Here is a 24,570-nt window from a genome sequence, read left to right as displayed (position 1 = left end):
TAGCATTATGAAAAAGCATATAGACACAGATAATCCGTTGAATAATTTAGATGAATGGGAAGATGATTTGTTGCTGCGATATCCTGATCCTTCAGAAAGTACACCAGAAAAACAAAAAGAAGAATTTAGAAATTACGTCGATTCGGAAAGAGTAGAAACGGTTAAGGAGTTTTATAGAATAAACCATACTTATCAGACTTATGATTTTGTATGCAGTAAAGAACAGGATTTTCTGCAGTTTAATAGAAAAGAAATGTCAATCTGGGAAGCTGTTGAGTTTTTAAACACACTTGTAGATGACAGCGACCCAGATATTGACTTAGACCAGACACAACATCTTTTACAGACTTCTGAAGCCATTCGAGCAGACGGACATCCAGATTGGTTTGTATTGACAGGATTTATTCACGATTTGGGTAAAGTTTTATGTCTTTTTGGAGAACCGCAGTGGGCGGTTGTGGGCGATACATTTCCAGTGGGCTGTGCTTATTCGGATAAGATTGTTTATTCGGAGTTTTTTAAAGAAAATCCAGATTATACCGACGAAAGATTCAATACCAAATTTGGTGTATACACAGAAAATTGCGGGCTGGATAATGTAAAAATGAGCTGGGGACATGATGAATATCTGTACCAGATTATGAAAGATTATCTTCCAGATCCAGCTTTATATATGATTCGCTACCATTCCTTTTATTCACAGCATAAAGAAAATGCTTATGCTCATTTGATGAATGAAAAAGACATCGAAATGTTTGACTGGGTAAGAAAGTTCAATCCCTATGATTTATATACCAAAGCACCTGTTAAGCCAGACGTAAAAGCACTACTTCCATATTATAAAGAATTAGTGGCTAAATATTTACCTGAGAAATTGAAGTTCTAGGAATATCAAAATTTCATTTGAAAGCTATCTAAAACCAAAATAATGTATAAAACCAAAACCAAAATATTTTTTATAAACCTTTTACTGCTTATCACGGCAGGAATTTCGGCTCAGGAAAAAGACCGCAACGACTGGGAAAATCCACAGGTATTTCAAATTAACAGAGAACCTGCCCGTGCAGCTTTTCTTCCTTATGCAGATGAAACTTCTGCGATAAGCGATAAATATGAAAATTCACCTTGGTATTTTTCTTTAAATGGTAAGTGGAAATTTTCCTGGTCGCCAACACCAGATCAGCGCCCAAAAGATTTTTATAAAACGGATTTTAGCACCCTGCACTGGAAAGAACTTCAGGTGCCTTCAAATTGGGAACTAAATGGTTATGGTATACCAATTTATACCAATATAACCTATCCTTTCGAAAAAAATCCGCCCTTTATAAATCATTGGGATAATCCTGTTGGTTCTTATAAAAAAGATTTTGTACTGCCTGAAAACTGGAAAAACCGACATGTTTTTCTTCATTTTGAAGCAGGAACATCTGCCATGTATATTTGGGTAAATGGTGAAAAAGTAGGATATACCGAAAACACTAAAAGTCCTGCAGAATTTGATATTTCTAAATATTTAAAACCTGGAAAAAATGATCTGGCTATAGAAGTTTACAGATGGAGCGATGGCTCGTATCTGGAAGATCAGGATATGTGGAGACTTTCTGGAATTGACAGAAATGTATATTTATACAGCACAGATAATGTTCGCATTTCAGATTTTTTTGCCAGACCAGATTTAGATACAAAATACAAAAACGGAAGTTTGAATGTCGAAGTAAGTTTAAAAAACCTTACGTCGACTGCTGTTAACAATCAAAAATTGACAGCAAAATTGGTAGATGCTTCTGGAAAAAACGTATTTACAAAAGAACTTAATGTCAATTTTGAAGCTTCAAAAATTCAGACAATCAATTTTTCACAAAAGGTATCCAATCCTAAATTATGGAGTAGTGAAACGCCAAATTTATACACCTTGCTTTTGACTTTAAAAAATGCAAAAGGAGAGATTATCGAAACCGTTTCCACTCAAATTGGATTCAGAAAAGTAGAATTACAGGGCGGACAATTATTGGTAAACGGAGTTCGAATAATGGTTCATGGTGTAAATATTCATGAACATAATCCAAAAACTGGACATTATCAGGACGAAGCCACGATGATGAAAGATATCAAAATGATGAAGCAGCTGAATATTAATTCCGTACGCTGCAGTCATTATCCAAACAATATTTTATGGGTAAAATTATGCAACAAATACGGTTTGTTTTTGGTAGATGAAGCCAATATCGAAAGCCATGGAATGGGAGTAGAGGGACAGCCTCTTATTTATATGAATCCAAAAACGAATCCTGGCCACCTTCCAGAATGGAGAGAAGCGCATCTGGATAGAATCTATAGTCTTGTTGAAAGAGATAAAAATGCGCCATCTGTCATTATTTGGTCATTAGGTAATGAAAGTGCCAATGGACCTGTTTTTCATGAAGCCTACAAATGGATCAAAAAAAGAGATCATACAAGATTGGTTCAGTTTGAGCAGGCAAAAGAAAATGAAAATACAGATATAGTATGTCCGATGTATCCAACAATTGCTTATATGAAGGAATATGCTGCACGTAAAGAAGTCAGCCGTCCATACATCATGTGTGAGTATTCGCATGCAATGGGCAATAGCAGTGGTAATTTTCAGGAATATTGGGATATCATTCGCGGCAGCAAAAATATGCAGGGCGGATTTATCTGGGACTGGGTAGATCAGGGATTTGAAGGAACAGATGAAGCAGGCAGAAAATATTGGACCTACGGCGGCGACATGGGGAGCCAAAACTATTTAAACGATGAAAACTTCTGTCACAACGGATTAGTTTATGCAGACAGAACTCCACATCCCGGAGCATTTGAAGTAAAAAAGGTATATCAGGATATTTTATTTAATGCCATTGATATCAAGAACGGATTAATTGAAATTGTAAATGATTTTGGATTTACAAACCTAAATAAATACAACTTTAAATATGAGGTTTTAGAAAACGGTAAAGTAATTAAAGAAGGAATAATTAATGTTGCTCTAAATCCAAAAACAAAAAAGCAGTATAAGCTCGATTTACCGACATTAGAGTCAAAAGAAGGAACAGAATATTTATTGAATGTCTTTGCGTACACCAAAACGGGATCAGAATTACTGCCTCAGAATTTTGAAATTGCGAAAGAGCAATTTGTTATCGAAGACTCCAATTATTTTGCAAAATCAGAAAAGATAAATACTGCTAAAATTCAAGACGAAAAAGAGCAATTTGTTCTGACGTCAAATAATGTTGTTGTAAAAATCAGCAAATCAACTGGATTAATTTCGTATTACAGTTTAAATGGTGAGGAATATTTTAAACAATATCCTGAACCCAACTTCTGGAGAGCACCAACTGATAACGATATTGGAAATAAAATGCAGATTAGAACTAATGTTTGGAGAACGGCAGGAAAAAATACCACTTTAGAAAACATTCGGCAGACAGAAGAAAATGGGCAGCAGTATGTGATTGCAAAATTAAAACTGAACGATGTTGCATCTGATTATACTATCAAATATTCATTAGGAAATGATGGTGCTTTAGCAATACAATCATCTTATAATAAAGGCAGTAATCCGTTACCAGAATTACCTCGTTTCGGAATGATTTTTACCTTGAAAAAGACATTGGAAAATCTGGACTATTATGGAAGAGGACCTTTAGAAAATTATCCAGACAGAAAAACAGCCTCATTCAAAGGAATTTATAATAGTAAGGTTGCAGACCAATATGTGCCTTATACACGCCCACAAGAAAATGGATACAAGACCGATATACGCTGGTTCAAATTGTCAAGCAATAAAGGAAATGGCTTGGAAATAAAAGGTCTGCAGCCTTTATCTATGAGTACTTTGAATAATTATCCTAGTGATTTTGACGGAGGAATTTCTAAAAAGAATATTCACTCCAGCGATATTACCCCAAGAGAAGAAGTAGTAGTTTGTGTCGATTTAACACAGCGAGGTTTAGGAGGAGATAACAGCTGGGGATTGCCGCCGCACGAACAATATGTACTAACAAAAAGTGAATACAGCTACGGATTTGTTATTCAACCAATAAAATAAGTTTGCAGTTTGCAGCCTCAGTATTCAGCATAAACTACACTGCATACTGCGACTGCGGCTGAATACTAAAAAAACTATCAACCGACCAGTGAATATTAAAAAAATGAATAAGCCTACAAATGGAAGATTAATTTCCTTAGATGCACTGCGGGGATTTGTGATGTTTTGGATTATGAGCGGGGAACATATTATCCATGCTCTTGCAAAAGCAGCTCCAATTCCTGTTTTTATCTGGATGTCATCACAGCTGCATCACGCAGAATGGAATGGAATTACTTTTTATGATATGATTTTTCCTGTGTTTCTATTTGTTGCAGGAGTTTCTATGCCATATTCTTTTGAAAAGAAAATGAGTTTAGCGGGAGTAAAAACACCGCAGGAATTGCCTTCAAAAGAAAAACGAAAGATTTATTTTTCCATGCTGAAAAGAACCTGTATTTTACTGGTTTTAGGTCTTGTAGTAAATGGATTGTTGCGATTTGACGGTGTTGACCACACGCGTTTTGCAAGCGTTTTAGGGAGAATTGGACTAGCATGGTTTTTTGCCGGAATCATCTATTTGAATTTTGATTTGAAAAAACAATTGATCTGGTTCTTCGGAATTTTAATTGGTTATTACGCTGCAATGAAATGGATTCCCGTACCAGATTTTGGAGCTGGAGTTTTGACCAAAGAAGGATCGCTGGAGGGCTATATTGACCGTTTGCTTTTACCCGGCAGACTGCACAGCACAGTTTACGATCCAGAAGGCATATTTTCAACCCTGCCCGCTATTTCGACCGCTTTGCTGGGCGTTTTTACGGGAACATTTTTAAAATCAAGATGTCATTTATCTATAAAAGTAAAAGTTCTTTTAATGGCTCTTGCAGCAGTAATTTTAATTATTGCTGGTTTAATTTGGGATATTAATTTTCCAATCAATAAACATTTATGGACAAGTTCTTTTGTTTGTTTTGTTGGCGGGTTTAGTATTTTATTTTTTGTTTGTTTTTATTTAATTATCGATTTACTAGATTTTCATAAATGGGCATTCCCTTTAATTTTAATCGGTTCAAATTCTATTTTAATTTACATGGCCGCCGAAGGTTTAGTAGATTTTAAACATACGGCAGATTATGTCTTTGGCGGACTTATAAATTTTCTGCCGCTTATTTGGCAGCCCGTATTTGCCTCTTTATCAGTAACTGTTATACAGCTTCTTTTACTTTATTTTCTATATAAAAGAAAATGGTTTCTAAAAATTTGATACGAATCAAATCTTAAAATACATTTTACTATCTAACCACACAATAACCACACAATTATGAATGTATTACAAACCGCAGATTACATTGTTTTCTTTATTTACTTTGTCATAGTTACAGCTTATGGAATGTATATTTACAGAAGCAAGAAAACTGCAGCCACTAGTTCCAACGAATATTTTTTAGCCGAAGGATCGCTAACTTGGTGGGCAATCGGAGCTTCTTTGATTGCTTCGAATATTTCAGCAGAACATTTTATAGGTATGAGTGGCTCGGGGTTCGCCATCGGACTTGCGATTGCTTCTTACGAATGGATGTCGGCTGCTACATTAATTATAGTGGCAATGTTTATTTTACCAGTTTATCTTAAAAATAAGATATTTACTATGCCGCAATTTTTGGCCAAAAGATATAGCGGAACAGTCAGTACTATCATGGCTATTATTTGGCTGTTAATATATGTATTTGTAAATCTTACGTCTATTATTTATTTGGGAGCTTTGGCGATTTCATCTATTGCGCCGGTAAGCTTTCAGTTTTGTGTTATTGCATTAAGTTTATTCTCGGTAATTGTTACTTTAGGCGGAATGAAAGTGATTGGATATACCGATATGTTTCAGGTTATAGTCCTAATTCTTGGAGGATTGGTAACAACTTATTTAGCTCTAACATTACTTTCGGATCAGTTTGGTTTTGGAAAAGACATTTTAAAAGGACTTTCTATTATTGCCCATGAAGCGCCAGGACATTTGCATATGATATTAGACGAATCGAATCCGCATTACAATGAACTGCCTGGAATGTCTGTTTTAATAGGCGGTATGTTAATCAATAATCTGGCGTACTGGGGATGCAATCAATATATTGTTCAGAGAGCTTTGGGAGCCGATTTAAAAACTGCCCGTAAAGGAATTTTATTTGCTGCTTTCCTAAAATTATTGGTTCCAATTATAGCTGTTTTACCAGGAATCGCGATGTTTGTAATGCATGAAAACGGCATGTTTCAGCAGGAAATGGTAGATGCTGCTGGGGTTTTAAAACCAGATCATGCGTATCCAACTTTAATGAATTTACTTCCTGCAGGTTTAAAAGGAGTAGCTTTAGCGGCTTTAACAGCTGCAATCGTAGCTTCTTTAGCCGGAAAAGCCAATAGTATTTCGACTATTTTCTCTTTAGATATTTATAAAAAATATTTTAATTCTCAGGCATCAGAAAAAAAGCTGGTTCGTACAGGAAGATGGTGTGTGGTTGTCTGCATGATCATTGCCGCTTTTGTTGCGCCGGCATTAAAATCATTAGATCAGGCCTATCAATTCATACAAGAATATGTGGGCTTCTTTTCTCCTGGAGTTTTAGCCATTTTCTTATTGGGAATGTTCTGGAAAAAAACAACTCCGTCAGCGGGACTTGCAGGAGCATTATTGACAGTTCCACTTGCGGCAGTTTTAAAATTCCTTCCAATGTGGACAGAAGGCGCTTTCCCAGATTATCCTTTTTTAGACAGGATGACCATTGTTTTTTTCATGATTGTGTTGATAATGGTTGGAATAAGTCTGGCAAAACCAGTTTCTGAAGAAGAATCTGAAATCCATAAAATAGAGGTAGATAAATCAATGTTTAAGGTATCTTCAGAATTTATTATCGGGTCATTTATTATCAGTGGCGTTTTAGTGGCTTTATATACTGTTTTTTGGTGATTTTAATTAGTAATTGAAAAAGAAATAAGTATGAATATTTACAACAAACAAGTTTTCAAGAATTGCCTCATTTTGTTTTTTCTTTTGCAGCTGAGCTTCAATCCAGAAACGTATGCTTTTAAAAAGAAAGATTATTTAATAACTGCTTATGGCGCCGTAGGAGATGGTAAAACTTTAAATACTAAAGCTATTCAAAAAGCTATCGATGCAGCAAATAAAAATAAAGGAGGAAGAGTTATTTTTTCTAAAGGTAAATTTCTATCCGGTAGTATCGTTTTAAAAAGCGGAGTAGAATTGTTTTTTGAAGAAGGGGCAGTATTATTAGGAAGCATCAATCCAAATGATTATCCAAAGTACGGAGAAATAAGAGCTTTGATTGTAGCAAATGAATCAAAAAATATTGCCGTAAATGGAAAAGGAATTATAGATGGACAAGGAAGAGAACTGGCATTGGCAATCGACAGCCTGCATCATACTGGAGTTCGAATTGATCCAAAATACAATTATAGAAGAATGCGTCCTGAAGATGGAAGAGGAAAACTGATTTCGTTTGTAAAATGCGACTCGATAACCATGACTCATATTACCTTAAAGAATAGTCCAGGCTGGGTGCAGTGTTTTACAGATTGCAAAAATATTGTAATTGATGCTATGCAAGTCAATAGCAGAGCTTACTGGAATAATGATGGGATTGATATTGACGGATGCGAAAATGTTCGCATAACCAATTGCAATGTAAATGCAGCAGATGATGGAATATGCTTAAAATCAGAAGTACCGGGCTTGCATAATAATAACATTTACATTGCAAATTGCACGATCAGATCAAGTGCCAATGCCGTAAAATTTGGAACTGGCTCTTATGGCAGTTTCAAAAATGTAACAATTGAAAACATCAATGTTTTTGATACGTTCAGATCGGCAGTTGCAATTGAATCTGTTGACGGGGCAGCAATTGAAAATATTAATGTTTCCAATATAACCGCTGTAAATACAGGAAACGCAATATTGATTCGTCTTGGCCATAGAAATGGAGATAAACCGGGATATATCAAAAACGTATCGGTTAAAAATGTAAAAGTGCAAGTTCCTTTTGGGCGTCCAGATATAGATTACGATATGCGCGGGCCAGAAGTAGATTATTTCCATAATACGTTTCCTGCTTCGATCGTTGGAATTCCAGGACACCTTATAGAAAATGTGACTTTAGAAAATATAGAAATTACATATCCCGGAAGAGCTTCAAAAGGAATGGCATATCATCCTTTAAGCAGATTAAAAGATGTAAAAGAAAACATAAGCGGTTATCCTGAATTTACCATGTTTGGAGAACTGCCTTCTTGGGGTTTTTACGTTCGTCATGTAAACGGAATCGAAATGAAAAACATAAAACTGATACTGGAGAAAGAAGATTTTCGTCCCGCTTTTGTTTTTGATGATGTACAAAATCTGACAATGAAAGGTATTGATGTTCCTTCTGATAAAATCAGCCAAATTATTTTTAAAGATGTTCCATCAAGTAATTTGGACAGCGAATCTTTAAAAAGAAAAATAGAGCCAGAACAAAATAAGTTTGAACTGCCTGCTAAATAAAATTGCGCCGCAGAGACGCGAACCAGCAGTATAAGATTAAAAAAATAAACCGAAAACTTTGCTAAAGCTATTTTAAACAAGGTTTTTAATAAATAAAGTAAAATGAAAAAGAAATCTATAATTGCGATCCTGATTTTTTGTCTGTCTTTAACAGTCTCGGCACAGAATGTTTATGACGTTAAAAAGTACGGAGCAAAAGGAGATGGTAAAACCAATGATGCAGCAGCCATTCAAAAAGCAATTGATGCCTGCAGTAAAACCGGAGGAAGAGTTTTAATTCCGGCACCATTTACATTTTTAGCTGGACCAATTGATGTTAAATCAAAAGTAGATCTTCATATCGAAGCAGGAGCAAAATTATTGGCTAGTCCAGATGAAAAGTTATATACAAGAAGCGCTTTTAGGACCAATCCAGGAGAAGGTACAATATGGATTGGAGGAGAAAATGTAGAAGATTTTACCATTAGCGGAAGCGGCAAAATTGATGGAAACGGAATTTCTTTCATGGGCGAGGAATTAGAAGATTCGTATGTTTTAAAACCATTTAATGTACTGGATCCAAGACCGCATGTGTTAACCATTATTGGAGGAAAAAATATCAGAATCAAAGATGTTCATATTGGAAATTCAGCTTATTGGACCATACATTTAGTAGGTTGTAACGATGTTGTAATAAGCGGGATTACTTTATTGAACAGCTTAAAAGTACGCAATAGTGATGGTATCGATTTGGATCATTCTAAAAACGTAAGAATCAGCGATTGTTATATTGAAAGCGGTGACGATTGCATTTGTTTAAAGAACAGAAGGGAATTTGAAGAATTTGGCGCCTGCGAAAATATAACAGTGACTAATTGTACAATGACCAGCAGCAGCTGTGCGATCAAAATTGGATCAGAAAACATGGATGCAATCAGACAAGTAGTGTTCAATAATTGCATCATTAAAAACAGCAATCGAGCATTAGGAATTCAGAACAGAGATGAAGGAACAGTGAGGGATGTCATTTTCTCAAATATCATTATCGAAAGTAAGTTGACCACAGATACTTGGTGGGGAAAAGCAGAACCCATTTATGTAACGGCTTTTAGCAGGGCAAAAGGAAATCATAAAGATGCCAATTGGCGTTTTCCAAAAGGTGCAACAGAAGGAAAAGTGGGTGAAATAAAAAACATCTATTTCTCTAATATTCAATGTACAGGAGAAAATGGTGTGTTTGTGAGCGGCGAATCAAAAGATAAAATAAAGAATATTGTTTTTGACAATGTGAGTGTTTTTATAGATAAGACAACGTCTTTTCCAGGTGGAGTATACGATAGAAGGCCTTCTAATGTTGAAGGTTTTGTAAAAGGAAGTACTTCGGGATTTTATTTTGATGCTGCTGAACGTATTAAAGTTCAGAATTGTACTGTACAATGGGGGAAAAATAAACCAGAATATTTTAAACATGCAGTAGAAAGTAAAAACGTAGATCAATTAATCGTAACAAATTTAGACGGAGAAGCAGCTTTTCCAGCTAAATTAGAGGCAGTAAAAAAATAATTCTTTCATTCCAAAAACTATGAAAAATAAGATCCTTACAAAATTTACTATTTGTGGTATTCTTTTAAGCAGTTTTTATATAAATGCTCAAAAAGTAACTTTAGAAGTAGATGCCTCTAAAACCATTACTAAAATCCAGCCAACCATGTTCGGGTTATTTTTTGAAGATATCAATTTTGCTGCAGATGGAGGACTATATGCCGAAATGATTAAAAATAGATCTTTTGAATTTGAAAAACCATTAATGGGATGGGAACAGCCCAATACAAAAAGATCTTCATTAAATAAAGAATCGGGTAGCGCAGCGCCAATAAAAATTGAGGCAGATAATACTGTTTTTTGCAGAGTTGAAATTAATAATGCAAAAGGTTATGTTTTAATAAATGAAGGTTTTAGAGGAATGGGAGTGAAAAAGGATGCAAAATATAACCTTTCTTTAAAAGCAGCAAATCATAACCAAGGTGTCAAAAAGATTATATTTCAACTTATTGATAAAGATCAAAAAGTAATTGGAGAAACCAGTGTCGATCCAAAATCTGAAAAATGGACCAATTATACCGCGCAAATAACAGCACTTCAAACGGAAGCCAAAGCAAAATTGAAAATAACTTTTGAAGGAACAGGAACTATAGATTTAGATATGATTTCATTGTTTCCTGAGGATACTTGGAAAAACAGAAAAAATGGTCTTCGTAAAGATTTGGTGCAGCTTTTATATGATATGAAACCTGGTTTTTTACGCTTTCCGGGAGGCTGTATTGTTGAAGGAAGAACGTTGTCAGATCGTTACCAATGGAAAAAATCAGTTGGAAATGTAGAAGACAGAAAAACGATGATGAACCGTTGGAATGTAGAATTCAGTCATAAACAAACTCCAGATTATTTTCAAAGTTTTGGATTAGGATTTTTTGAATATTTTCAGCTTTCAGAAGATATTGGTGCAGAACCGCTTCCCATTTTAAGCTGCGGCATGGCTTGTCAATACAATACTGGTGAATTGGCTCCAATAAACGAACTTGACCCTTATGTACAGGATGCTTTAGATTTAATTGAATTTGCCAATGGTGCTGTCACAACTACTTGGGGGAAAATCCGCTCGGATATGGGGCATCCAAAGCCATTTAATCTAAAATATATTGGAGTTGGAAACGAACAATGGGGACCCGATTATATTGAAAGATATAAAGTTTTTGAGAAAGCAATAAAAGCAAAATACCCAAACATCATTATTGTATCTGGAAGTGGTCCTTCTCCAGACGGTGAACATTTTGATTTTGCTATGGAAGAACTTAAAAAACTTAATGCAGAACTTGTAGATGAGCATTATTATAAAAGTCCGCAATGGTTTAGAGAAAATGCCGGGCGTTATGATAATTATGACAGAAAAGGTCCCAAAATATTTGCTGGAGAATATGCTGCTCAAAGTATTTCAGGAGCCAATCCGAATAACAGGAATAATTGGGAATGTGCTTTTTCTGAAGCTGCTTTTATGACCGGACTGGAAAGAAATGCAGAAGTAGTTCATCTAACATCTTATGCCCCTTTAATGGCTCACGAAGATGCTTGGCAATGGACTCCAGATATGATTTGGTTTAATAATCTACAATCTTATGGTTCCGCCAATTATTATGTACAGCAATTGTTTTCAACCAATAAAGGAACAGATTTATTGAGTATTACTAAAGACGATAAACCATTAACCGGGCAAAACAATTTATACGCATCTGCAGTAAAAGATGCCAATACAAAAGAAATAATTGTGAAATTGGTTAATACATCGGCATCAAATCAAGAGGTTTCGATTGATTTGAAAGGAGTAAAATTAGGTTCAAAAGGAAGTATGATTACACTTGTAAGTCCGAATGTTCAGGATGAAAATACGTTTGCAGATCCGAAAAAAATAAGTCCGAAAACAGGCGAATATAAAATTGCAAAAGGGAAACAGCAATTGAATCTTCCTGCGTATTCGGTAACGGTTTTAAAACTGAAAACTATTTAATTAAAAATTTAAAAATGATGCTTTACAATCTTTTAAGAAAAAGTTTTTTGCTTTTGTTTTTGTTCCATTTTGGGGGTTATGCCCAAGATTTAAAACTCCAATACAATCAGCCCGCTGTTGAATGGACAGAAGCTCTGCCAATTGGAAACGGAACACTCGGCGCAATGGTTTTTGGAAGAATAGATTCTGAATTAATTCAGTTGAACGAAGCAACTTTGTGGAGCGGCGGACCTGTGCAGAAAAATGTAAATCCAGATGCTTTTAAGAATCTGGCTCTAATTAGAGAAGCACTAACAAATGAAGATTTTGAAAAAGCCTATGCTTTGACTAAAAACATGCAGGGGGCATACAGCGAAAGTTTTATGCCCTTGGGAGATCTTATTTTGACACAGGATTTTGACGGACAAAAAGCAGCATCTTATAATAGAAGTTTGGATTTACAAACGGGATTAGCATCTACCAGTTTTAATATAAACGGTGTAAATTACAAAAGAGAAATATTTGCTTCTGCACCAGCGCAATGCATTGTAATTAAACTTTCGGCAGATCAGTTGAAGAAACTTTCAGTAACAATTGATGCTTCAAGTCTTTTAAGAAATCAAAAAACAGTACAAAATCAGTCAGTGGTTTTAAAAGGCAAAGCACCTTCGCATGCAGATCCGAATTATATTGATTATAACAAAGAACCAATCGTTTATGAAGATGCATCTGGCTGTAGAGGAATGCGTTTTGAATTGATTATTAAACCCGTAATAAAAGACGGTGTAATGAATTCTGATGGAAATAAATTAGTAATTAAAAATGCATCTGAAATACTACTTTTCGTTTCGGCAGCAACCAGTTTTAATGGCTTTGATAAATGTCCAGACAGCGAGGGAAAAGATGAACATAAATTCGCAGAAAATCCAATTAAAAAAGCTGTAACAAAGAAATATGATAATTTACTAAAAGATCACGTTGCAGATTTTCAGCATTTTTTTAATAGAGTTTCTTTAAAGCTTAATGAAAAAGAAACCGATAAATCGAATCTGCCGACTGATACAAGATTAGAGCAATATGCAAAAGGCGAAAAAGATGCTGGTCTTGAAGCTTTATTTTTTCAGTTTGGGCGTTATTTGTTAATTTCTTGCTCGCGTACACACAATGTGCCGGCCAACCTTCAGGGAATCTGGAATAACAAACTTCGCGCACCTTGGAGCAGTAATTATACGACAAATATTAATTTGCAAATGAATTATTGGCCTGTTGAATCGGGAAGTTTGTCTGAATTGTTTTTTCCGCTTGACGAGTTCATTAAAAATGTTTCGGTAACAGGAACAGAAACAGCCAAAAGTTATTATCATGCCAATGGGTGGGTACTGCATCATAATTCAGATATATGGGCAATGACCAATCCTGTAGGTGATTTTGGAAAAGGAGATCCTATGTGGGCCAACTGGTATATGGGAGCCAACTGGCTGAGCAGGCATTTATGGGAACATTATGAATATACAGGTGATAAAGAATACTTGAAAAAAGTTTATCCAATTATAAAAGGAGCAGCAGAATTTAGTTTAGACTGGCTTCAAAAAAACAAAGACGGCTATCTGGTAACGATGCCTTCGACATCGCCAGAAAACAAATATTTTTATGATGGAAAAAAGCAAGGAACTGTAACGACAGCTTCTACCATGGATATCGGAATCATAAAAGATTTATTTGAAAATACCGTAGAAGCATCTAAAGTCCTAGGCACCGATTTAGAATTCAGGCAAAAAGTTAACAAAGCTTCAGATCAATTACTTCCTTTTCAAATTGGAAATAAAGGACAACTTTTAGAATGGTATAAAGATTTTGAAGAAGAAGATCCGCATCACAGGCATACATCACATCTTTATGCTTTACATCCTGCAAATTTAATAGCGCCACTAAAAACACCAGATTTGGCTGCGGCAGCAAAGAAAACATTAGAATTGCGCGGCGACGATGGTACGGGCTGGAGTCTGGCATGGAAAGTAAATATGTGGGCGAGACTTTTAGATGGGAATCACGCTTATAGATTATTTAAAAACCAATTAAGATTAACAAAAGAAAACAATACCGAGTATAGCCGACATGGCGGGTGTTATCCAAATCTTTTCGATGCTCATCCACCTTTTCAAATCGATGGGAATTTTGCAGGAACAGCTGGTGTAATAGAAATGCTCATGCAAAGCCAGAACAAAGAAATACATCTGCTTCCCGCTTTACCAGATTCGTGGACAGATGGAGCAATAAAAGGGATTACAGCAAAAGGTAATTTCACTGTAGATATTAAATGGAATGATGGCAAAATGAGCCAGGCCAAAATTGTATCTAATAAGGGAGGCATTTGTGCTGTAAGAGCAGGAGAACCATTCGTCATTGAAAAACTTAATATCAAAAGCGAGAAATCGTCTATTGGTTACACCGCAGTATTTGAAACTAAAAAGGGAACATCTTATACCATAAAACCAGTCAATTAAAAAATATATTAAAGCTAAAGATAATGTATACAAATAAGATCTTATTACCCATATTTCTCTTCTCCTGTTTTTCGGCAATCAGCCAGATTTCGTTTGGAGATTCGAACAAAATCAATGACAACTGGAAATTTAATCTTCAAGATATTTCTGATGCCAAAAACGTTTCATTTGACGACAGTAAATGGCAGCAGGTAAATGTGCCGCATGACTGGAGCGTAAAAGGACAGCTGAGTCCGACTCTTGCAAGCTGTACAGGTTATCTGCCGGGAGGAATTGCCTGGTATAGAAAATCTATAACTATTCCCCAAAGTAAATCGGGCGAAAAAGTCTATTTATATTTTGAAGGGGTTTACAATAGAAGTGAAGTTTTTATTAATGGACATTCATTAGGAAAGCGTCCAAATGGTTATATATCGTTTGCTTATGACGCTACTGGATTTGTAAAATATGGCAGTGAAAATATCATTTCTGTTCGTGTAGACCACAGTCAAAGTGCTGATTCAAGATGGTACAGCGGTTCTGGAATTTATAGAAATGTCTGGTTAGTTTATGCAAATCCAGTACATATTGCACAATGGGGAGTTTACGCTTATCCAGAAGTAAAAAAAGGAAATGGAATATTAAATGTTGAGGTTGAAGTCGAAAATAGCTCAAAAGAAAAAACTAGCCTTACAATTATAAATGAACTTTTTTCGCAGGATAGAAAATTAGTAGCAAAATCTTCTTCTAAAGTTGAAGTTGCAGCAAATCAGAAAGGAAAAATAGCTGCTAAAATAAACGTAAAAAATCCACAATTATGGGATTTAGATAATCCGAATTTATACGAACTCAAAACTACAGTTTTACAAAATGGAAAAGAAATTGACAAAACAGTAACACAAACAGGTTTTAGAACTTTTACATTCGATCCTAATAACGGTTTTGCCCTTAACGGAAAATGGATGAAAATGAAAGGCGTTTGTTTACACCACGATGCTGGAGTTCTAGGTTCTGCCGTTCCTAGAGAAGTTTGGAAGACCAGATTGAAAACCCTGAAAGAAATTGGAGTAAATGCGATTCGTACAAGTCATAATCCGCAGGCACCAGATTTTTATGAGCTTTGTGACGAATTAGGATTATTGGTTTTAAACGAAGCTTATGACGAATGGGAATTTCCAAAACGCAAATGGTTACAAGGCTGGAATTATGGAACGCCAGGATTTGAAGGTTCATTTGATATTTTTGCCAATTGGGCAGAAAGAGATTTAGAAGATTTTGTCCGTCGTGATAGAAATCATCTTTCCGTATTTGCGTGGAGTATTGGCAATGAAGTAGATTATCCAAACGATCCGTATTCGCATCCAGTTTTAGATAAAGGAACCAATGGTTTTGGACAGGCTGCGTATGGTGGTTACAAAAAAGATGCACCAGATGCCATGCGACTAGGGGCTATTGCCAAACGCTTGGTTGCAGCGGTTAAAAAATACGACAAATCTCGTCCTGCAACGGCTGGTTTGGCGGGTGTTGCAATGTCTAACGAAACAGAATATCCAGGTGCTTTAGATATTACAGGATACAATTATACAGAAAGTAAATATCTAGAAGATCACAAAAAATACCCTCGAAGAGTGATTTATGGAAGTGAAAATACGCATAATATAGAGCCTTGGCTTGCTGTAAAAAATAACAAACATATTTTCGGGCAGTTTCTCTGGACAGGAATTGATTATCTAGGAGAATCTGGAAGATGGCCCTCGAGAGGATTTTATTCTGGTTTAGTTGATTTTGCGGGCGTAATCAAACCAAGAGGATATTTCCGCCAGTCATTGTGGTCAGATAAACCAATGGCTTATTTAGGAACGTATCCGCTGACAAATGAAAAAGATATTTCTAAAGATGCTTGGGCAATCTGGAATTACGAAACTGGACAAAAAATTCGCGTGGTTTGTTATACCAATGCGGCAAAAGCACGTTTAGAATTAAATGGAAAAGTAGTAGGCGATACCAAATCGTACGATGAAAAAACGGGAATAATATATTGGGATATTCCGTTTGTTTCAGGAAAATTAGAAGTAGTTGGTTTAGATAAAAGCGATAAAGAAGTAACTCATTATGCAATTAAAACAACAAACCAGCCAGTTGAATTAGTTATTGACAATAAGGATATTACCATCAGCAGAGACAAAGGAGTAGCTAAAATTATGGTTCAGGTTAAAGATCAAAACGGTCTTCCAGTTATGCTTTCAGACAATGAAGTGACATGTACAATAAGCGGACCCGGAACTTTATTAGGACTTGAAGCAGGAAACAACAGCGATATGACAGATTACACAGATAATGTACAGCGAGTTTTTCATGGACACATTGCAGCTTACATTCAGGCAAATGGAGAAGCACAACCTATCAAAATTAAATTTACGAGCCAGTGGTTAAAACCTGATGAAGTAACCATAAACGTTAAATAGAAAAATAGTATTCAAATTAATTCAAATTAAGATGAAGATAAAAAACACAGTTGTGTTGGTATTAGGAATTATTATGTATTCGATCTCATCGAATTGTCAAAATAAAACCTTTCAAAAAGAAGAATTCAAACAATGGGCTCAGACACCGCCAATGGGGTGGAACAGCTGGGATTGCTATGGCCCAACAGTTGAAGAACACGAAGTAAAAGCCAATGCCGATTACATGGCAAAAGAGCTCAAGAAATTTGGATGGGAATATATTGTTGTTGATATTCGATGGTTTGTTGAAAATGATAAAGCAGGAGGTTATAATCAGACAAACCCGCGATATGTAATCGATCAGTACGGCAGATATCTTCCAGCCGTTAACCGATTTCCTTCCGCGAAAGATGGACAAGGTTTTAAGCCTTTAGCCGATTATATCCATAAAAAAGGATTAAAATTCGGAATTCATATAATGCGTGGAATTCCGAAGAAAGCAGTTGAAGATAAACTCCCAGTAAAAGGAACCAACGGAATCACAGCAGACCAGATTTATTCTACGGCATTACAATGTGAATGGTTAAGAGATAATTATACTGTTGTGGCAGATAAACCCGGAGCTCAGGAATATTATAATTCTATCTTCGAATTATATGCACAATGGGGAGTAGATTTCATTAAAATCGATGATTTATCAAGACCTTATCACGAAGGAGAAATCAACTTAATAAGAAATGCAATCGACAATTGCGGACGTAAAATAGTCTTGAGCACTTCACCTGGAGAAACACCAATTTCTGCTGCACCACATGTAACTACACATGCCAATATGTGGCGTATGGTGGATGATGTTTGGGACACATGGCCGCATATCACACATTTGATGGATGTAGCACAAAAATGGTATCCATACATTGCACCGGGAACATGGCCAGACTGCGATATGATTCCGTTAGGACGTATTTCGATTAGAGGAGAGCGTGGCGAAGAAAGAATGACGCGTTTAACAAAAGACGAACAATATACGTTGATTACATTTTTCAACATTTTTAAATCACCATTGTTCTTTGGGGGAGACTTACCTAGCAACGATGCCTTTACGCTCTCTTTATTGACAAATAATGAGGTCGTGAAAATGCATAACGAAAGTACAGCAGTAAAACAACTTTTACAGAAAGAGGGAAAGATTGCCGTGACTTCAAAAAATGCAAAAGATGGAAGTATTTATCTGGCTTTGTTTAATATCTCAGATACAGTTTCAAAAAAAGTAACTGTAAACCTTTCAGATCTTGGAATTTCAGGTTCTGTGGAGGTTTTAAATATGTGGACAGGCGAAAAATCAAAAATAATTTCAAAAGAAATAGGAACAGATTTAAAACCGCACAGTTCTGTTTTATATCAATTAAAAAGTAAAAAATAGATAAATGAATATTTTTACTCTATTAGTATCTTTTGAAATATAAACAACAAATGTTCTTAAAATTACATAAAAAAAGCCAGCGGAAACTTGATCGTATCCGCTGGCTTTAATTTTTTTTGTGCTTTTTTCAAACTAGAAAAGTACCTTCTTAGTTATAATGTGGCCATCATCTAATGTTGTTTTAACTAATAAAATTTGAGGCCCTGATTGAATGCTGGAAATCTCTAATTCTGACTCCCCGATATTTTGTTTATTGTAAAGCAGTTTTCCTGCTATGTCGAAAACAGAAACCTCATTTAATCCTGTCTTGTCAGATTTTAACCTGATGGTTTTATCCTTCGATGCAACATTTAATTTCTGTGGAACATTTTTAAAATCATCTATTCCTAAGTTTTTATCAGTACCATAACTTATAAAGAAACGATCTGTAAAAACACCTGTAGGAGAGGAGAATGTATAACCGCCACTTTTCAAATTATGAACAGTACCAGTTTCTTTATCATGTAAATAAATATTGTAGTTTAATAAATCGCCATCAGCGCGATCAATGGCAATAGTCAAATCTCCAACAATACTGGATCTGTAACCAAGAGGCACTGTATCGGCTAAATCGAATGGCAGCGCACGTCCTTGAATAACGAGTTTTTTATCCTCATTGATACTGTAAAAATCGGCGAACTTGTTAGCATCCAATGAGACAGCGTCATAATTGAGATCCCATCCGTTGGTGGCTCCTTTTACATATCCGATAAGAATTTGTTTAAATAAACCGTTGGGATTTGTTAGATTAATCCACACCCTGTGTCTTTCTGTTTCAAGTGGGCTAATGGATTTTGTAAAGCCTACAGCTTCAAAGATTTGATAAGGGCTGACAGCAATAGGATTAGATAAGAGAATCGAATTAATAGGAAAAAGCAGGACAGATGATAAGAAAAGTTTTTTCATAATACGATAATTTAAATGTTTAATAAAGAGATATACGCTGATACCTTGGTTCTCTAAAAATTTTAAAATATCATCAATAGAAAAGATGCACAGAATGAATATTCTGAAACTAGAAATACAAAATAAATACAAAATAGATTGTGATAAGTAGTTTTTTCTCCCTAGCGATGATTTTTAAATTTGTAATTTGTTTTTAATTATTAATAAATAGTAAAATTTTATTGATCGATGGTAAAAAGCCATGCATTTGTTTTTTAATAAATTTAGGTAATACATCGGTTTTTTTAACCGTTAGTCGATCAATTATTATGTTAAGTTAAGAAATTTTCTTTCATTATAAAAGTTAAAAAATAAATAAAATGTGATTTTAACACTATTTAATTTCTGGCTTTTAGTCTGTTTTTACAAAAAAATACATGTTGAACAATAGGAAGCGATTCAAATAAAGAATTAGATCGAGAAATTAAATTTAAAAGCAGAGGTTTTGAAAAGGGATATTGATGATTGTACTGTTTATTAAAATCCTGTGTTTTCAAGGCCTCTTTCATACTGTTAAGATATCCTGCTCCCATCTACTTCTGCTGGCTGTATTAGTGTTGTCAGCTACATCATCCATTTTTTATTTTTTTGGACTCCAGTTGGATATAATGTTTTGAACGGCTGAGAGTCGAATCTCTTGATAATACGGAATACCGTAAAAAACTTACAAATAATTAAGTTATATTGCAAGTGGTATTATACTGATTCAAATTTGAAAAATGATGTTTAAGGCATTTTTATAGGATACAGTATGAATCAAGAATCGGGAATAATTGGCATTTTAATTTAAAAAGATAAGCTCAGCTCCATTTAAATGAAGATAATACAAAGTTTTTGGACCGGTAATTCAACTGATATAAAAAGTAATTATGGCTGGTTTTCCTATAAATACAATTGGCTGAGCTGGATTTTAAGCTGTCACCAATTGGTGAAATTTCATAAAGATGTTGAATTGTACACAGATCGTTTCGGATATGATATCTTAATTACAAAACTTCAGCTTCCGTATACCAAAGTTCATGTCGTTTTAGATGATTTAAATGATTATCACAGTGATCTCTGGGCTGTTTCTAAAATTAAAGTATACCAGATGCAGACCGAACCGTTTCTGCACATTGACGGAGATGTTTTTGTTTGGGAATCTTTGAATGAAAAATTTCGGGATGCGGCTGTACTCACTCAGAATTTAGAAATTACTGCTAGTAACTATGCTAAAATGTGGAATGAAATTTCACCCGAACTTCTCTACATGTCCGGTGAAATGGAGAGCTATCACAAGCGTCCCGATAATTTTGGATGTAACATGGGGGTTACAGGGGGAAATGATATTGATTTTTTTAAAGAGTACGCCAGAATCAGCATTGATTTTTTAGATAAAAACAGAAAAGCCTGGTCCAAAATTAACTGCCTTAATTTTAATCTATTTTTTGAGCAGGTGCTGTTTTATCAGTATGCTCAGAAGAGGGAGGCAAAAATTGATTTTTTGTTTAGTGAATTGTACAATGACGGCTACTATTCTGGTTTTGCTGAATTTCAGGATGTTCCCGATAAAAAGTATTTACATTTACTGGGAGCCTATAAAAAAAATCCTGCCGTATGTAAAGCTATGGAAGTCTATGTAATGAAAAATTATCCACAGTATTATTCAAAATGGGCCGTAATGATCAATGAGGCGGAAGGCGAGCAGAATGAAATTGAATTTTTGACACCAGAAATGGCAGCAGAACTGATTTCTATGTTTGATCATGAGCTCAAAAGTAAAAAGTTTTCTGCTGAGCATTATCTGCTGAAAAGAGACCTTTATACAGAAGGTCTGTCAGGTTATCTGAAAAGCCTGCTTGGGAAAAAGGAAGATTTTAATATCGCGCTGTTAGACGGCCTTGAACAGACAGTCTCTGAGCTCAATGATGAAGAAGTCTCTTTTCTGGAAATAAAGGAGCATAATGCTGCTCCTGGAAAATACCAGCTGGATGATTTAGATCAAATTGCATTAGGCGCAATAGAACCGGGAATCCTGTATTCTGAGTTTATTGCAGAAATGCTGGTTCATTTTGATTACGACACACAGGAGCAGCAAGACGGCATTTTAACACTTTTAAACGGACTCCTGACCAGTTATATTGTTTTAAAAATAATCGCAATTTATAAATAAGAATAATCTAAAGCATATTGGTCAAACATTTCATGGGTTCATTGTTTCATGAATATTTTTAGATACTCCTTGTTATAAAATCAGTAATTATGTTAAAATTTAAAAAAAAGAAGCTAAAAGTAAGTAATTATCGTAAAAATAAATCATATTTGTAAGTATAATTTTGGTTTTGTGGATACCAGAACTTAATCATGACCTTGCACAGTTAATTCAAAGATATTTAAGCAGTAAAAAAACTGCGCTAAAACAGACATAAATTCCAAGTGTCTTTAAATGATTGGAATAATAATCACTTTAAAACTATAAGTTATGTTTAACAAAAAACCAAAAGACAAAGAAGTTAAAAAATTTCTACCGAGTGATGTGCAAAAACTAACTGAAAAACAGTTAAAACAGACTATGGGAGGTTATCAGTATCCTAATCTGTGTTATGATGAAATTAGAAACAGATATTATAAGTGTTAATTCAGCCTTGAATAGAACAGCAGGATCTTGAAGCTCATTTTAGTGCTGTTCTTAAAGACACTTTATAATTACAAATTAAAACTGCCAGTATTTATGCTGGCAGTTTTTTTTTATCCAAAAAGTAATTGAAAGTTCTTTGGTCATAAACTTTTGGGATGTCTTATGGGTTAAGAAATTTAATATTATAAGCTTAGTGTGCCTCTCATTTTGATTATTATCTTATCATTTTGATAATAATTTGAATAGTGTAATTACTATTTTGTTATTTATTATCTTGATAATTAATTACTTGCAAATATTTGTTTTTCTTGGCATACCCTTTGTTTTTTAGCTTTCAGAAAAATTACAGTTGTTTTAAACTTGATAGAATCGAATTGATTTGTAGGTTCTAAAACTTTTGCTGCAACTTTAACAATATAGATATATGAAAACAAATAAGACTAGAAGTAAAGAGATTACGAAACAATACATAACAAATAAATCTACACACAATAAAGGAAGGGTAATAAATTTAATGGTGTTCACCATAGTTTTCTTTATTACTGTTTTGTTAATCTCTAAAATATTGTAAACTAGATTATTATGAAAATTATAAACCCTATTATAGATCCTAAAATACAGCTGCCTAGTAAAAGTGCTTTATTTTCCAGCTCATTTTACACTAAAACAATCCCTTCAACTGCCGCGGATGTTTTGGAACCAGTTGAATTTATTATTGAGAAAGCCAGATCTGTTCATACTTTTTGGATCAAGCAAATCTGTGAGGTAACATTATCATCGGCTATCGCACGTGGAACAGGTATTTCTCAGCGCTCTCCAGAAATGCTTGAAGCAAAAATGAAAAAAGGAGAAGCTGTCATCGCTTTTGCATCAGATGGCAGGTGGGCAGGTTTTTCTTTTATTTCTGCATGGGAGAACGGAAAATATGTTTCTAATTCAGGATTAATTGTAGCACCTGAATTCAGACATACTGGACTTGCAAAAAGGATTAAGAAAACTATTTTTGAGCTGAGCCGTGAGAAGTATCCAACTGCTCGTATATTCAGTTTGACTTCTGGTCTTGCCGTAATGAAAATGAACCATGAACTAGGTTTTGAACCGGTTACATTCTCGGAACTTACAAGTGACGATCTTTTTTGGGAAAATTGCAAGACTTGCGTGAATTGCCCAATATTGCTCAGTAAAGACAGAAAAAACTGTTTGTGTACGGCAATGCTTTATGATCCGAAAGCTGATGCATTTTCATCTGAGGACAATTGATCTCAGACGTATAATATTTCAGTTTGGAAAGCTTCCTTTATAATAAGGAGAGAGGTGTAAGCACATTAACAACAACCGACCCTATAAACAAAGTAAATAGGACTTTTAAACAAAGTTTGCGGGATAAATGCTTTTTATTTTTGTTCTAATAAAATTTTTAAAAAAATGGGACAAAATAATTACAACGGAGCTTTACAAAAACCGATAGGTTCAGGCTTCAACAAAGCATCAACAACAACAGATGTTATCCAAGGAATCGATCTTACAGGTAAAACCGCAATTGTTACAGGTGGTGACGGTGGACTTGGATTAGAGATCACCAAAACACTGACTTCGGCAGGGGCAACAGTTATCGTTCCAGCAAGAGATACGGAAAAAGCAAAGAAAAATCTGCAAGGAATTTTGAATGTAGAAGTAGAAATATTAAATCTAACAGACCCAGATTCTATTGATGCATTCGCTGAAAATTTTTTAGCTTCGGGCAGACCGCTGCATATGCTTATAAACAATGCAGGTATTATGTGGACGCCTTTGCAGCGTGATCAGCGTGGTTACGAAGGACAATTTTCTACCAATCATTTAGGGCATTTTCATTTGACTGCGAAGCTGTGGGACGCCTTGAAAAAAGCAAATGGAGCAAGGGTGGTAAATGTTTCATCCTCAGGGCATCACTTTTCGCCAGTTCTTTTTGAAGATGTAAATTACAATGTTAGGAAATACGACAAATTTGAAGCTTACGGGCAAGCCAAAACAGCAAACGTGCTTTTTGCGGTAGAACTGGATAAAAGAGCACAGCAGTTTGGTGTTCGTGCTTATAGCTTACACCCTGGTTTAATTCTAGAGACGAATTTGAGCAGATATTTAACTTTTGAAGATTTTGTTGCAATAGGTGCACTGCATCCAGACGGAACACCAAACATTGAAGCCGAAGCAGAAATGAAAAAAATACAAAAAACCAAAGAACAAGGAGCTGCCACAACCGTTTGGGCAGCTACGAGTCCTAAACTTCAAAATATTGGAGGTGTATATCTAGAAAATGTTGAAATTGCAGACTACAACCCTGGTTTCTACGATAGTGAAGCTGGCAGAAAAAGTCCTGCTGGAATAGCTGGGGTTGCACCATTTGCAGTGGAAGACCAGGCTGCCCAAAGACTCTGGACTATAAGTGAAGAATTGACTGGTGTAAAATTTGACATTTAATATAATTGAAAGAAATAAGGCTTACATAGTTGAGCC

At 35.1% G+C, this 24,570-nt stretch carries 14 protein-coding genes; 13 read left to right on the top strand and 1 reads right to left on the bottom strand.

Annotated elements, in window-relative coordinates:
• The first annotated feature begins 7 nt into the window (after nt 1-7).
• The 10 genes from ASE40_RS07505 to ASE40_RS07460 all read left to right on the top strand — a co-directional run bounded on the left by ASE40_RS07505 (nt 8) and on the right by ASE40_RS07460 (nt 18,473).
• Nucleotides 8-886 carry an inositol oxygenase family protein gene (locus ASE40_RS07505; RefSeq protein WP_057116332.1) on the top strand — a complete coding sequence of 293 codons (879 nt, stop codon included), beginning with the start codon at nt 8-10 and terminating at the stop codon, nt 884-886.
• A 42-nt stretch (nt 887-928) separates the two neighbouring features.
• On the top strand, nt 929-4,069 hold the full coding sequence (locus tag ASE40_RS07500; protein ID WP_057116331.1) for a glycoside hydrolase family 2 TIM barrel-domain containing protein: 3,141 nt from the start codon (nt 929-931) through the stop codon (nt 4,067-4,069).
• 103 nt (nt 4,070-4,172) lie between these two features.
• Entirely contained in the window at nt 4,173-5,315 is a 1,143-nt protein-coding gene (locus tag ASE40_RS07495; RefSeq protein ID WP_057116330.1) for an acyltransferase family protein, read from the top strand.
• A 57-nt stretch (nt 5,316-5,372) separates the two neighbouring features.
• Entirely contained in the window at nt 5,373-7,010 is a 1,638-nt protein-coding gene (locus tag ASE40_RS07490; RefSeq protein WP_057116329.1) for a sodium/sugar symporter, read from the top strand.
• Between the two features lie 30 nt (nt 7,011-7,040).
• Complete coding sequence (locus tag ASE40_RS07485; RefSeq protein ID WP_057116328.1) at nt 7,041-8,603, top strand: glycoside hydrolase family 28 protein; 1,563 nt, start codon at nt 7,041-7,043, stop codon at nt 8,601-8,603.
• Between the two features lie 102 nt (nt 8,604-8,705).
• A complete protein-coding gene (locus ASE40_RS07480) occupies nt 8,706-10,145 on the top strand; it encodes a glycoside hydrolase family 28 protein (RefSeq protein ID WP_057116327.1) in 1,440 nt (479 codons plus the stop codon).
• Nucleotides 10,146-10,164: 19 nt separating this feature from the next.
• Nucleotides 10,165-12,144 (top strand): alpha-L-arabinofuranosidase C-terminal domain-containing protein, encoded by a 1,980-nt coding sequence (locus ASE40_RS07475; protein WP_057116326.1) that lies wholly within the window; start codon nt 10,165-10,167, stop codon nt 12,142-12,144.
• Nucleotides 12,145-12,158: 14 nt separating this feature from the next.
• Nucleotides 12,159-14,627: a glycosyl hydrolase family 95 catalytic domain-containing protein gene (locus ASE40_RS07470; protein ID WP_241774341.1), complete on the top strand. Its 2,469-nt coding sequence runs from the start codon at nt 12,159-12,161 to the stop codon at nt 14,625-14,627.
• A 23-nt stretch (nt 14,628-14,650) separates the two neighbouring features.
• Nucleotides 14,651-17,071 carry a sugar-binding domain-containing protein gene (locus ASE40_RS07465; RefSeq protein WP_057116325.1) on the top strand — a complete coding sequence of 807 codons (2,421 nt, stop codon included), beginning with the start codon at nt 14,651-14,653 and terminating at the stop codon, nt 17,069-17,071.
• Between the two features lie 31 nt (nt 17,072-17,102).
• The gene (locus ASE40_RS07460) at nt 17,103-18,473 is read left to right on the top strand and encodes a glycoside hydrolase family 27 protein (RefSeq protein WP_057116324.1); all 1,371 of its coding nucleotides are present in this window, start codon (nt 17,103-17,105) and stop codon (nt 18,471-18,473) included.
• A gap of 132 nt (nt 18,474-18,605) precedes the next feature.
• Here ASE40_RS07460 and ASE40_RS07455 read toward each other — a convergent pair whose 3' ends face one another.
• Nucleotides 18,606-19,418: a T9SS sorting signal type C domain-containing protein gene (locus ASE40_RS07455; protein ID WP_057116323.1), complete on the bottom strand. Its 813-nt coding sequence runs from the start codon at nt 19,416-19,418 to the stop codon at nt 18,606-18,608.
• An 853-nt stretch (nt 19,419-20,271) separates the two neighbouring features.
• Between ASE40_RS07455 and ASE40_RS07445 the strand changes: the two genes are divergently transcribed.
• The 3 genes from ASE40_RS07445 to ASE40_RS07435 all read left to right on the top strand — a co-directional run bounded on the left by ASE40_RS07445 (nt 20,272) and on the right by ASE40_RS07435 (nt 24,534).
• On the top strand, nt 20,272-21,609 hold the full coding sequence (locus tag ASE40_RS07445; RefSeq protein ID WP_057116321.1) for a DUF6734 family protein: 1,338 nt from the start codon (nt 20,272-20,274) through the stop codon (nt 21,607-21,609).
• A 1,047-nt stretch (nt 21,610-22,656) separates the two neighbouring features.
• Nucleotides 22,657-23,334 carry a GNAT family N-acetyltransferase gene (locus ASE40_RS07440; RefSeq protein WP_241774340.1) on the top strand — a complete coding sequence of 226 codons (678 nt, stop codon included), beginning with the start codon at nt 22,657-22,659 and terminating at the stop codon, nt 23,332-23,334.
• A gap of 165 nt (nt 23,335-23,499) precedes the next feature.
• Nucleotides 23,500-24,534, top strand: coding sequence for an SDR family NAD(P)-dependent oxidoreductase (locus ASE40_RS07435; protein WP_057116320.1), 1,035 nt, complete (start codon nt 23,500-23,502; stop codon nt 24,532-24,534).
• Nucleotides 24,535-24,570 lie beyond the last annotated feature (36 nt).

The sequence above is a fragment of the Flavobacterium sp. Root935 genome (assembly GCF_001429295.1).
GTDB lineage: Bacteria > Bacteroidota > Bacteroidia > Flavobacteriales > Flavobacteriaceae > Flavobacterium.
This window is presented reverse-complemented; position numbering and strand designations above follow the sequence as displayed.